This is a genomic window from Nocardioides epinepheli, assembly GCF_037936805.1.
Classification (GTDB): Bacteria; Actinomycetota; Actinomycetes; order Propionibacteriales; family Nocardioidaceae; genus Nocardioides.
Genome location: NZ_JBBMMC010000006.1, coordinates 250676 through 261865, shown reverse-complemented (window position 1 = coordinate 261865; position 11190 = coordinate 250676). Strand labels below are relative to the sequence as shown.

The following is an 11190-nucleotide window of genomic DNA, read 5'->3' as shown; positions in this document are numbered from 1 at the left end:
CTGGAGACCGACAGGCACCGCCGCGCAGCATTCGGCTCGGGTCCGGGGCATGGGACCGGCCTGCGAGGGGAAAGGGGGCTGTGATGGGATTCAAGTGGCACGCACCACGTGGCTTCGGGAATCTTGGGTCCGCTGGTTACGTTGGAGTTGGCGACCGACTGAGTAGAGATGAGGCCAGGAAATGACGACAGCAACCGCCCCCGGGGCTGCCCTGACTGCTGAGGACCGCTGCGACCGCTGCGGTGCCCAGGCCTACCTCCGTGTCGAGCTCCAGAGCGGCGGTGAACTGCTCTTCTGCGCGCACCACGCCCGCGAGCACGGCGACAAGCTGAAGGAGGTGGCCGCGTCGGTGCAGGACGAGACGCACCGGCTCGCCTCGACCCCCGCCAGCGCCCCCTCCGAGGAGCGCTGAGCCCGAGACAAGCATCAATCAGCACGCACATCGGCCCCGGACCACTCGGTCCGGGGCCGATGTGCGTTCTCGACGGGCTGCAGGTCAGCCGGCAGCCAGCCACGGGGTGAACTGGCGCGGTCCCGACATCCAGTCGGTGACCGGGTGCGAGGCGTCGTAGGTGTCGACCATCTTGACGGCCACGCGCAGCTGGTCCGGCGAGCCGAGGCACCAGTTGGCCACCGAGGCTCGGACCACCTTGCGCTCGAAGTCCAGGTTGACCCGGTGGGCGCATCCGAACGGATAGCCGACCGGACCCTTCCAACCGCGACGACCCACCAGCTCGAAGTCGCTCCCCTCGGCCAGACCGGCGGTGAGGTCGAACTCCGGCCCCTTGGAGCCCTTGCCCGCCTCGGTGTCGAAGTAGATCGACAACCGCGGCGTCGCACCCTCCGGGTGGGCCGGGAGGTCGGTGAGGCGGACCTTGACCCGCACCCGCCGGGCGCCGTGGTCGACCGCGACGCTTCGGATGTCGGTCGGTGAGGCAGTCGCGTCGGCGCCGTCGTGGACCCGGACCTGTTCGGCATGGGCCGGGGCCGCGGCTCCCAGCCCGGCGCCGAGCAGGGCGGTAACGGCGCTCGCGGCGATCATGCGGACTCGGTACTTCATGGCTCTCTCCTCAGCTCTTGGGGACATTTCGCGCGTGGGGGTGGTCGGCGCCACCGGCCGGGTGGCCGGTGGCGCCGGGGGACGCCGAGCAGGCTCAGGCGCTCTCGAGCCAGCGGGTCCACTTGCGCGGACCCTTCATCCAGTCGATGACCGGGTGGGAGCCGTCGTACTCGTCGGTCATCTTCACTCCGACGCGCAGGTACTCGGGGCGGTCCAGGCAGCGACGCGGGATGGCGGCGCGCAGCTCGTCGTTGCGGTAGTCGAGCTTGAGGCGCACGTTGCAGCTCAGCGGGTCGCCGGTGGGACCACGCCAGCCGGCACGCTCGGCCAGGGCGTAGTCGGTGCCCTCCTCGAGACCCGTGGCGAGCTCGTACTCCGGCCCGGTCCCACTGTCGCCGCCGAAGGTGTCGAAGAAGATCTGCAGACCGGCCGGACCGGCGTCGGAGTGGCGGCGCAGGTCGGTGAACTTGACCTTCACCCGCACCTTGGCGGCGCCATTCGAGACGTCGACGGCGCGGATGTCGTTCAGGGACGCCGAGGCGTCGACCGGGTCGGTGACATGGGCGCTCTCGGCGTTCGCCGGGGCGGCGAAGGCCAGCGTGCCGGCAGCGACTGCGGCGGCGAGCGGGCCGGCTGCGGCGAGGCGGAGGCGGGTGTTCATCGAATCGCTCCTTCAGTTCGGGTTCATCGTTCGGACCCCACTACGACGCACCCGCAACCGGGAAGGTTGTGCCCGCACTCCAAAAAAGAATGCGGACCGGGCCCTGTGGGCCCGGTCCGCATCGATCTTAGGTGGCTCAGTCCAGGTAGTCGCGCAGCACCTGCGAGCGGCTGGGGTGCCGCAGCTTCGACATGGTCTTGGACTCGATCTGGCGGATCCGCTCACGGGTGACGCCGTAGACCTTGCCGATCTCGTCGAGGGTCTTGGGCTGGCCGTCGGTGAGCCCGAAGCGCATGCTGACCACGCCGGCCTCGCGCTCGGAGAGCGTGTCCAGCACGGCGTGCAACTGCTCCTGGAGCAGCGTGAACGAGACCGCGTCGGCCGGGACGATCGCCTCGGAGTCCTCGATCAGGTCGCCGAACTCGCTGTCGCCGTCCTCACCGAGGGGGGTGTGCAGGGAGATCGGCTCGCGGCCGTACTTCTGGACCTCGACGACCTTCTCCGGCGTCATGTCGAGCTCCTTGGCGAGCTCCTCGGGGGTGGGCTCGCGTCCGAGGTCCTGCAGCATCTGGCGCTGGACGCGGGCGAGCTTGTTGATGACCTCGACCATGTGCACCGGGATTCGGATGGTGCGGGCCTGGTCGGCCATCGCGCGGGTGATGGCCTGCCGGATCCACCAGGTGGCGTAGGTGGAGAACTTGTAGCCCTTGGTGTAGTCGAACTTCTCGACCGCGCGGATCAGGCCGAGGTTGCCCTCCTGGATCAGGTCGAGGAAGAGCATGCCGCGGCCGGTGTAGCGCTTGGCCAGGGAGACGACCAGACGCAGGTTGGCCTCGAGCAGGTGGTTCTTGGCGCGGCGGCCGTCCTCAGAGATCCACTCCAGCTCCTCGGTCACCTTGGGGGTGATCTTGCCGCCCTTGGCGAGCTTCTCCTCCGAGAACAGCCCGGCCTCGATCCGCTTGGCGAGCTCGACCTCCATCTCGGCGTTGAGGAGCGGGACCTTGCCGATCTGCTTGAGGTAGTCCTTGACCGGGTCGGCGGTGGCGCCGGCCACCATGACCTGCTGCTCGGGCTCGTCGGTGTCGTCGGCCGCCGACACCACGAACGTGGCGGACTTCTCGTCCTCCTCGATCGTCGGGTCGGCCTTGACGTCCTTCTCGAACTGCTCGTCGGGGACGTCGGGCAGCACCTTCTTGCCGTCGGGGCCCACGGCAGCCGGCTCGGCGGGCGCGGCGGCCTTCTTGGCGGTCTTCTTCGCCGCCGCCTTCTTCGCGGCGGGCTTGGCCGCACCGTCCGCCCCGTCGGAGGCCCCGTCCGAGGCCGCGGCGTTCTTGGGCGCGGCCTTCTTGGCGGTGGCCTTCTTCGCGGTCGCGGTGGCCACCTTGCGGGTGGTGCTGGGCGCCGCGGCGACGCCCTCGGCCGCGACCGGCAGCGCGACGCCGAGGCCGAGCGAGCTCAGGTGCGCGAGGAGGGCCTTGAGGTGACGCGGCTCGACGCCGGCCTCGTCGCTGGCCAGGCGCACGGCGTCGGGGCTGAAGCTCCCGGTCGGGGTGGCGCTCTCGATGAGGGCGAGGACGGCGGGGTGCTCAAGCACCTCCGAAGGGATCTTGCGTGCGTTCGAGGACACGAACACCTCTCGTGGACAGGCGCGGATTGCTGGATGACTCCGGTCGGACAGCGGCAGGTCGGGCTGTGGGCGCGACAAGGACCGCTGTCGTCAAGAGCCGCTTGGGTCATTCTGCCACGCATCGGGTGAGCCCTCGCACACCCCCACCGTCGACGGGCAGGCTCAGGTGGTGGCGGCCTTGGCTGCCGCCTTCTTCTGCTTCTTGTAGTCGCGCACCTGCTGCAGACTCTCCGCGTCGACGACGTCGGCGACCGAGCGGTGACCCTCGAGGGCGTAGTCGCCGGCCGCCTTCTCCCAGCCGTCGGGCCGCACGTCGAGCTGCTTGGCCAGCAGGGCCACGAAGATCTTCGCCTTCTGGGCGCCGAAGCCGGGCAGCGCCTGGATCCGCTTGAGCAGGTCCTTGCCGTCGGCGGCCTCGGTCCACAGGCGCGCGGTGTCGCCGTCGTAGGTCTCCACGATCGCAGCGGCCAGGTCCTGCAGGCGAGCGGCCATCGAGCCAGGGAAGCGATGAATGGCCGGTGGGGTCGCACACAGGGCGGCGAACTCCTCCGGGTCAGCCTCGGCGATCGCCCGCGGGTCGATGCTCCCGAAGCGCTCGGCCACCTTCGCCGGCCCACGGAACGCGTGCTCCATCGGGTACTGCTGGTCGAGCATCATCCCGGCGAGCAGCGCGAACGGGGACTCGTCGAGGACGGCGTCCGCCTCGGGCAGCTGGGTGATCTGGAAGGCCATGGACCGACCCTAGTAGCCAGGCGCGGCGGCCGGCCCTCGGCCATCATCCTGGATCATGGCGGGTGTGACCACCACCGGCGACGAGCGCCTCCTGCGGGCCTACGACGACCAACTGCGCACGGACGCCGAGACGCCCGGGGCCGCCTCGGTGACCAGGCTGGGCCCGCTCCGCCTGGCGACCTTCGAGGGTGGCCGCGGGTTCGTCACCTACCGCGACCTCGGCGGCGGCGACGCCGGCGCGATCGACCGACTCGTCGGGCAAGCGCGGGCGCACTACGAGGCCGACCCCGCCATCACCCGGGTGGAGTGGAAGACCCGGGGGCACGACGTCGCGCCAGGGCTGCACGAGAGCCTTCTCGCGCACGGCTTCGAGCCCGAGGAGTCCGAGTCGATCATGATCGGTGAGGCCGCCGCGCTCGCGGTCGACCTGCCGCTACCAAGCGGCGTCAGCCTGCGCCGGATCGACACCGCGGACGACGTCCGCGCCATGTGCGCGATGAGCGGGGAGGCATTCGGCGACACCCCCGCGGAGGCGAGCGCCATCGCAGAGGCTGTGCTGCGCCGGCTCGCTCGCGACGACGGCATGGAGCTGTGGGTCGCCGAGGCCGCCGGCCGGATGGTCAGCGCTGGTCGCCTCGAGCCGGTGCCGGACACCGACTTCGCCGGCATCTGGGGTGGCTGCACGCTCACGGCGTGGCGCGGCCAGGGAATCTACCGCGCATTGACGGCCGCCCGGGCCCGATCCGCACTCCGCCTGGGCAAGACCCTCATCCACAGCGACTCGACCGAGGACTCGCGGCCGATCCTGGCGCGCTACGGCTTCGCGAAGGTCTCCACCACCACGCCGTATCGCTGGAACCGCGTTCATCCGTCGGGGTGAGTCAGACGTCGTTGCCTGACGGCAGAGTGCATCGCCGATACGATCAAACACTGCTGTAACGCGCTCGGGCGCGATCCTTGGAGCCGGACAGAGAGAGTTGATGCACATGGGTTACGGATTCGGAGCACTGCTGGTGGTCGTCGGCCTCGTGCTGGCACTGGCGGTCACCGACACCATCAACGACGTCGACCTCACGATGGTCGGCTGGATCATGGCCGGCGTCGGCGTGGTCCTGATCGTCCTGACCGCCGTCACCTGGAACAGCGGACGCCGCACGCGCAACGTGGAGACCGTCACGCACCCCGACGGCTCGCAGACCGTTCGCGACAACCGCTCGAGCAGCTGAGGCTCACCCACCAGGAACCTCACCACAGGGCCCGCCGCCGGATCACCGGCGGCGGGCCCTGTGCTGTCGGGCAGTGCTGTCGGGCAGTGGATGCCGGTCGAATTACCGCCGGCTGGGGATGATCGGCCACGGTCGTTGTGGGTGGATGAGCCTCGGACATGGGGACGTCTCCTCGCCAAAGGAACCCGGGCATGACCCACCACCGCATCACCTTCGCGGCACTGGCCGCCCTCGCTCTGATCGCGCCGGCCGTTCCGGCCACCGCGGCCCACCATCGCCTGCCCGATCGCCCGCGCGGCGTCCCGTCGCCGGCTCCGACGCAGGTGCTCGCACTCGACGGCCCGCGCGGCGTCGACGCCCTCGGCGGCGGCCGCACGCTGGTAGCCGAGAACGACGGCTCGTTCAGCCTGGTCATCGATCGGCGCCACGACGATGCGCGGAAGATCGCGCTCTCGAGTGTGCCGGCGACGGGCATCGCGCCGGCGATCTCGGGCGGACCGCACGGCAGCGTCTACGTCTTGACCGGCGCCGGCGCCGAACCGGGCGGTCCCCCGATCCCCGGCGCCGCCACCTTGTACCGCTGGCGCCCGGGGGACGCCGAGCCGTCGGTCGTCGCGGACATCGCGGCCTACCAGGCCACCGACCCCGATCCCGACGACCAGGAGGGCCAGCCGGCCGACTCCAACCCGTTCGGCGTGCTCGCGCTGCGCAACGGCGATGTCCTGGTCAGCGACGCCGCCGGCAACGACGTCCTGCGGGTGCACGGGGACGGCACGATCGAGACCGTCGCCCGGCTCCGTCCGCGCACCGTGCTGGTGCCGGAGGGCCTGCCACCGGGGACGCCCCCGGCGGGGACCCCGATCGTCTCCGAGGCAGTGGCCACCTCGATCGCAGTCGACCGGCGCGGCGACCTCTACATCGGCGAGCTGCGCGGGTTCCCGGCCACGCCCGGCACCTCGCAGATCTGGCGGGTCCCGGTCGGCAGCACCGACGCGGTCTGCGATCCGGCGGATCCGCAGCACGGCGCCTGCCAGCGGGTCGCGGACGGCCTGACCTCGATCGTCGACCTTGCGGCGGACGGACGCGGGTCGATCTATGCGGTCAGCCTCTCGGCCAAGTCGTGGCTGGCGATGGAGCTCGGTGTGCCGGGTGCCGACGTCGGCTCGCTGCTTCGCGTGCGTCCGTGCCGGGGCTCGCGCGAGCTGTTCACAGGGAGCCTGACCCTGCCTGGCGGCGTCGACGTCGCGGGCAACGACCTTTATCTGACCGGCCCGGTGTTCGGACCGGGAGCGCTGTCTCGCGCGCGCCTCAGGCCTTGACGGCCAGCACCGGGCAGTGCGCGTCGAGCAGGACGCGCTGCGCGTTGGACCCGAGGATGAGCTTGCCCACCGGCGTGCGGCGACGGAGGCCGATCACGATCAGGTCGGCCTTGCTGGCCTCCGCCACGCTGACCAGGTCCTCGGAGGCCTCGAAGCCGCGGACGAGCTGACGCACCTCGTGCGCGATCCCGGAGTCCTCGAGCTTGGTCCGCACCGACGACAGGTCGGGCTCGTCGCGATTGCCCTCCGCTCGATACGAGTTCACGACGATCAGTTCGGCCCCGCGCAGGCGGGCCTCCTCGATCGCTGTGTTGAGAGCAGCCTCGCCCTCCGGTTTCGGCACGTATCCCACAACCACGATCGACATGTCCGGCAGGCTATACCGGACGCCGTCGCGTCGGCACCCTCGGCGCGGCGGCACTCGCCGTCGTCGAGTGATCAGCTCCAGGTGTGCACGGGCTCGTTGGTGTGCATCCGCTCGACGTACTCCAGCAGCGTGGATCGCAACGCGTCGAAGCGGTCGATCCTCGGCACCGCGGCCTCGCGCCTGCGGACCGCATCGACGAACCATTCCGCACCGTTGGTGCGCAACAGGCAACGCTGCTCGATGATGCCGAGCAGCCGGTCGGCGGTGGCGGTCTCGACCCCCCACGCGGCCAGTCCCTCGTGGGCCAGGGGCAGCAGCCGGCGCAGGATCAGCTCGGTCGCCGGCACCTGACCGACGCCGGGCCAGTACACCTGGGCGTCGATCCCGTGCCGCGCCGCGACGTGGAAGTTCTCCTCCGCGGCGCTGAACGACATCTGCGACCACAGCGGCCGCTCGCTCTCGACCAGCGAGCGGACCAGGCCGAAGTAGAGGGCGGCGTTGGCCATCGTGTCGACGACGGTGGGTCCCGCCGCGAGGACCCGGTTCTCCACGCGCAAGTGGGGTACGCCGTCGTTGATGTCGTAGACCGGCCGGTTCCACCGGTAGATGGTGCCGTTGTGGAGGCGCAGCTCGGAGAGCTGCGGTGTGCCGCCGGACTCCAGGACGGCCAGTGGGTCCTCGTCGTCGGTGATCGGGAGCAGGGCGTTGAACCAGCGGACGTTCTCCTCGAACAGGTCGAAGACCGAGGTGATCCACCGCTCCCCGAACCACACGCGCGGGCGCACGCCCTGGGCCTTGAGCTCCTCGGCCCGGGTGTCGGTGGCCTGCTCGAACAACGGGATCCGGGTCTCGCGCCACAGCTGCTTGCCCAGCAGGAAGGGCGAGTTGGCTCCCGCTGCGAGCTGGATGGCCGAGATGGCCTGGGAGGCGTTCCAGTAGCCGGCGAACTGATCGGGCGAGGTCTGCACGTGCAGCTGGGTGCTGGTGCACGCCGCCTCCGGCACGATCGAGTCCGACGTCGTGCGGAGGGACTCCTTCGCCGGCTCCAGGCCGTCGACCTCGATGACCAGGTCCTCGCCGCGGGCCCGGAGGATCTGCTCGCTCAGCAGCTTGTAGCGCGGGTTCGCGCTGATGCTGTGCATGCCCATGTGACCGCCGTCGAGGGTCGGCAGGATCCCGATCATCACCAGGTGGGCGCCGACGTCGGCCGACTTGGCCTCGGCGTCGTTGAGGCTGCGGCGCAGGTTGTCCTCGAAGGTCTCCAGGCCGCCTTCGCGCAGCTTGGCCGGCGGGACGTTGATCTCGATGTTGAACTGCCCGAGCTCGGTCTGGAAGTCGGGGTCGGCGATCGCCTCGAGCGCCTCGGCATTGCGCAGCGCCGGGTCGCCGACCTCGTCGATGAGGTTGAGCTCCATCTCCAGGCCCGTCATCGGGTCGTCGGTGTCGAAGGCCGCCTCCCGGAGCATCCGCGCGAACACGTCGAGGCACTGGCGCACCTTCTCGCGATGCCGCGTGCGGTCCGCCGCGGTGAACTCCTGGAGGTCGACCTCTTCGCCCATGGCCCGACAATAGAGGGAAACCGCCCGCGGGAGGCGCGCGTCCACTCACGCCCCGTGCTGCCAGCTCGACGGCGGCAGCGCCGACTCCAGCGCCGCCGCGACCAGGGCGGCCAGCGGGTACTCGGGCGCGACCTCACGGCAGCGGTCGATCGCGCACCAGGCGAGTGCGCCGTCGCCGGCCTGCCAGGCCGCCCATCCCAGGAGCGCCGCCGGGGCGGGGAGCCATCGATCGGGACTGCGCCGGACCAGGTCGGTGAGGAGCCGGACTCCGGACGCGGCCGGTGCTTTTTCGAGCGCCCTCCACACCGCGTCTCGGGCCGCGGTGGCGCGCATCGTCTCCAGCAGCCGGGCCGTGTCGGCGTCGTCCAGCCGGGTGTCGGCGGCCAGGTGGCTCGCGGTCACCGCGGCCGCCCAGCGCGCCGTGCCGACCGGGCGAGGCTGGCCGACCGCGAGGATCGCGCTCACCGCGGCGGCGTCGGGCCCCAGGCTCGCCGCGAGGTCGGCGCGCGAGGCATGGGTGACCCGCCCGGCGAGCACGGCGTCGGCGAGGAACCGGTGGTGGGTGAGTGCGGTGGGGCTGAACGGCACCCCACGTTCAGCCCGCGCTCCGCGCCGCCCGGGTCCGAGGAGCGGGGTCCAGGTGTCGCAGCTGATCCGGATCGCCTCGACCACCTCGACGTGGTGGCCCTCGAAGGCCCGGCGCAGGACTCTCCAGGCCACTGCCCCGAGGTGGTCGTCGTCGGTGTAGACCAGGAGCACGACCCGTCGAGCCTCGTGCCGGACGGCCGGCTCGACCAGCGCGCCGGCCAGCTCACTCAGCTCATCGAGATCGTTCGGGTCCGGCGGCAGGTCGATGCGCGCGTGGAACCGATGTCGGGCCTCGAGGGTGAGCATCACCACCGATTCGGTCGGCCAGAAGCCCAGAACGACGGCCGCGGCCGCCAGCAGGTCCTCGGGGGTGCGTGCGGTGAGCGTGGTGGGTGCCGCATCGGGGCGTGGGAGCGTCATGCCGCGCACCCCTCCCACCCGGGCCGATTCCTACACCTCTCCCTCCCCCGCCTGTGGATGACCGCGCGGACGACGTGCCTTTCGCGACCGCTCCCGTCTCCGTGGCCACGCTGGCGCCGGCGCAGCGACCGTCCACTCTCCGCTGACCCGTCAGCTATAGCGGACGGGTCGGCGTGAATCCGACGGTGACCCGTCCGCTATGGCTGACGGGTCAGCGCAGGATCGGGGAGGGCCGGCGATAGGTTCGGTGGGTGCGGAGCACGGCGTCGGTCCTCCATCTCGACCTCGATGCGTTCTTCGCCTCCGTCGAGCAGCGGGACAAGCCCTCGCTGCGTGGCAAGCCGGTCGTCGTGGGCGGGGTCGGTGGGCGGGGCGTGGTGTCGACGGCGTCGTACGAGGCACGCAGGTTCGGCGTCCGGTCGGCGATGTCGACCCGCGAGGCCCGGGCCCGCTGCGGGCACGCCGCCTTTCTCGGCGGCCGGTTCCACGCCTACCGTGAGGCGAGCGAGCAGGTAATGGGGCTGTTGCGCGCGGTCTCCCCGCTGATCGAGCCGCTGTCCCTCGACGAGGCCTTCGTCGACCTCGCCGCCGCCGATCCCGCCGAGCTCCCCGACCTCGAGCTCGACACGGTGACGGCGTTCGCGCAGCGGCTGCGCGCCGAGGTGGCGGAGGTGACAGGCGGCCTGACGGCGTCGGTGGGCCTGGGCTCCTCGAAGTTCATCGCCAAGGTCGCCAGCGACCTCGACAAGCCCGACGGACTGGTCGTCGTCGCGCCCGGGACCGAGCGCGAGCTGTTGCGCCCGATGAGCGTCACGGTGATTCCGGGCGTGGGGCCGGCCACCGCCGAGCGCCTGCGCCGTGCCGGGATCACCACGATCGCCGAGCTGGAGGCGATCGGGCTCGACGAGCTGGTCCAGCTCGTGGGTCGCGCGCACGGCAGCGGGCTGTACGCCCTCGCCCGCGCCGACGACGACCGGCCGGTGGTCGCCGAGCGCGAGGCGAAGTCGGTGAGCGTGGAAGGCACCTACGAGACCGACCTCACCGACCGCACCCTGATGGAGGGCCTGCTCACCCGGCAGGCCCGCGAGGTGGCGGCTCGGCTGCGCAAGCACGGGCTGGCGGGCCGCACGGTCGGCATCAAGGTCAGGCTCTACGACTTCACCACCCTCAATCGCTCGGCCACGCTCCCCGAGCCGACCGACAGCGCCACCGTCGTGGCCCGGCTCGCCCGGTCCCTGCTCCAGGACCTCGACACCTCCGGCGGCGTCCGGTTGCTGGGGGTCGGCGTGTCCGGCCTCGCCGACTGGATCCAGGACGATCTCTTCGGCGAGAGCGAGGCGGGTCAGCCGAGCGAGGACGAGGAGGAGCTGCCCGATCTCGTGCCTCGCGGGCGGCAGGGCTACTCCCCCGGCCAGGACGTCGTCCACGACGAGATGGGCCGGGGATGGGTATGGGGCTCGGGACGCGGGGTCGTCACCGTGCGATTCGAGACCGCCCTGACGCCGCCCGGTCCGGTGCGCTCCTACGCCGTCGAGGATCCGGCACTGCGGCCCTGGCTACCCCCGTCGCCCCCCGACGCCGCCGGCGACAAACCGGTGGCCGAGGGCGACGCGGCCCCGTAGCGTCGCAGG

General features: G+C 71.4%; 12 protein-coding genes. 5 read left to right on the top strand and 7 right to left on the bottom strand.

The genetic code is table 11. From position 1 onward, the window contains the following. Positions 1–181: 181 nt before the first annotated feature. Positions 182–412: a DUF7455 domain-containing protein gene (locus WMR31_RS10680; RefSeq protein ID WP_340538797.1), complete on the top strand. Its 231-nt coding sequence runs from the start codon at positions 182–184 to the stop codon at positions 410–412. Positions 413–496: 84 nt separating this feature from the next. On the opposite strand, the gene WMR31_RS10675 is transcribed toward WMR31_RS10680, so the two are convergent. The 4 genes from WMR31_RS10675 to WMR31_RS10660 all read right to left on the bottom strand — a co-directional run bounded on the left by WMR31_RS10675 (position 497) and on the right by WMR31_RS10660 (position 4080). Beyond that, entirely contained in the window at positions 497–1060 is a 564-nt protein-coding gene (locus tag WMR31_RS10675; RefSeq protein WP_340538796.1) for a hypothetical protein, read from the bottom strand. Between the two features lie 94 nt (positions 1061–1154). After that, positions 1155–1721 carry a hypothetical protein gene (locus WMR31_RS10670; protein WP_340538795.1) on the bottom strand — a complete coding sequence of 189 codons (567 nt, stop codon included), beginning with the start codon at positions 1719–1721 and terminating at the stop codon, positions 1155–1157. Positions 1722–1857: 136 nt separating this feature from the next. Then, positions 1858–3354 carry an RNA polymerase sigma factor gene (locus WMR31_RS10665; protein WP_340538794.1) on the bottom strand — a complete coding sequence of 499 codons (1497 nt, stop codon included), beginning with the start codon at positions 3352–3354 and terminating at the stop codon, positions 1858–1860. Positions 3355–3510: 156 nt separating this feature from the next. Beyond that, positions 3511–4080 carry an HhH-GPD-type base excision DNA repair protein gene (locus WMR31_RS10660; RefSeq protein ID WP_340538793.1) on the bottom strand — a complete coding sequence of 190 codons (570 nt, stop codon included), beginning with the start codon at positions 4078–4080 and terminating at the stop codon, positions 3511–3513. Positions 4081–4144: 64 nt separating this feature from the next. Between WMR31_RS10660 and WMR31_RS10655 the strand changes: the two genes are divergently transcribed. From WMR31_RS10655 to WMR31_RS10645, 3 genes are all read left to right on the top strand, one after another. Beyond that, complete coding sequence (locus WMR31_RS10655; RefSeq protein ID WP_340538792.1) at positions 4145–4960, top strand: GNAT family N-acetyltransferase; 816 nt, start codon at positions 4145–4147, stop codon at positions 4958–4960. Positions 4961–5066: 106 nt separating this feature from the next. Continuing rightward, complete coding sequence (locus tag WMR31_RS10650; protein WP_340538791.1) at positions 5067–5306, top strand: DUF6458 family protein; 240 nt, start codon at positions 5067–5069, stop codon at positions 5304–5306. A 191-nt stretch (positions 5307–5497) separates the two neighbouring features. Next, positions 5498–6625 (top strand): ScyD/ScyE family protein, encoded by a 1128-nt coding sequence (locus WMR31_RS10645; protein ID WP_340538790.1) that lies wholly within the window; start codon positions 5498–5500, stop codon positions 6623–6625. On the opposite strand, the gene WMR31_RS10640 is transcribed toward WMR31_RS10645, so the two are convergent. The 3 genes from WMR31_RS10640 to WMR31_RS10630 form a co-directional block, all read right to left on the bottom strand. Then, positions 6615–6992 carry a universal stress protein gene (locus tag WMR31_RS10640; protein WP_340538789.1) on the bottom strand — a complete coding sequence of 126 codons (378 nt, stop codon included), beginning with the start codon at positions 6990–6992 and terminating at the stop codon, positions 6615–6617. The genes WMR31_RS10645 and WMR31_RS10640 overlap by 11 nt on opposite strands. Before the next feature lie 71 nt (positions 6993–7063). Further along, entirely contained in the window at positions 7064–8551 is a 1488-nt protein-coding gene (locus WMR31_RS10635) for a glutamate-cysteine ligase family protein (protein WP_340538788.1), read from the bottom strand. 45 nt (positions 8552–8596) lie between these two features. After that, positions 8597–9559 carry a DUF4192 domain-containing protein gene (locus WMR31_RS10630; RefSeq protein WP_340538787.1) on the bottom strand — a complete coding sequence of 321 codons (963 nt, stop codon included), beginning with the start codon at positions 9557–9559 and terminating at the stop codon, positions 8597–8599. Between the two features lie 251 nt (positions 9560–9810). Between WMR31_RS10630 and WMR31_RS10625 the strand changes: the two genes are divergently transcribed. After that, on the top strand, positions 9811–11181 hold the full coding sequence (locus tag WMR31_RS10625) for a DNA polymerase IV (RefSeq protein ID WP_340538786.1): 1371 nt from the start codon (positions 9811–9813) through the stop codon (positions 11179–11181). Positions 11182–11190: the final 9 nt, after the last annotated feature.

What these genes read in the sequence shown, in the direction of transcription:
- WMR31_RS10680 (WP_340538797.1), top strand. Translation starts at nt 182, where the DNA reads ATGACGACAGCAACCGCCCCCGGGGCTGCCCTGACTGCTGAGGACCGC.
- WMR31_RS10675 (WP_340538796.1), bottom strand. Translation starts at nt 1,060, where the DNA reads ATGAAGTACCGAGTCCGCATGATCGCCGCGAGCGCCGTTACCGCCCTG.
- WMR31_RS10670 (WP_340538795.1), bottom strand. Translation starts at nt 1,721, where the DNA reads ATGAACACCCGCCTCCGCCTCGCCGCAGCCGGCCCGCTCGCCGCCGCA.
- WMR31_RS10660 (WP_340538793.1), bottom strand. Translation starts at nt 4,080, where the DNA reads ATGGCCTTCCAGATCACCCAGCTGCCCGAGGCGGACGCCGTCCTCGAC.
- WMR31_RS10650 (WP_340538791.1), top strand. Translation starts at nt 5,067, where the DNA reads ATGGGTTACGGATTCGGAGCACTGCTGGTGGTCGTCGGCCTCGTGCTG.
- WMR31_RS10645 (WP_340538790.1), top strand. Translation starts at nt 5,498, where the DNA reads ATGACCCACCACCGCATCACCTTCGCGGCACTGGCCGCCCTCGCTCTG.
- WMR31_RS10640 (WP_340538789.1), bottom strand. Translation starts at nt 6,992, where the DNA reads ATGTCGATCGTGGTTGTGGGATACGTGCCGAAACCGGAGGGCGAGGCT.
- WMR31_RS10635 (WP_340538788.1), bottom strand. Translation starts at nt 8,551, where the DNA reads ATGGGCGAAGAGGTCGACCTCCAGGAGTTCACCGCGGCGGACCGCACG.
- WMR31_RS10630 (WP_340538787.1), bottom strand. Translation starts at nt 9,559, where the DNA reads ATGACGCTCCCACGCCCCGATGCGGCACCCACCACGCTCACCGCACGC.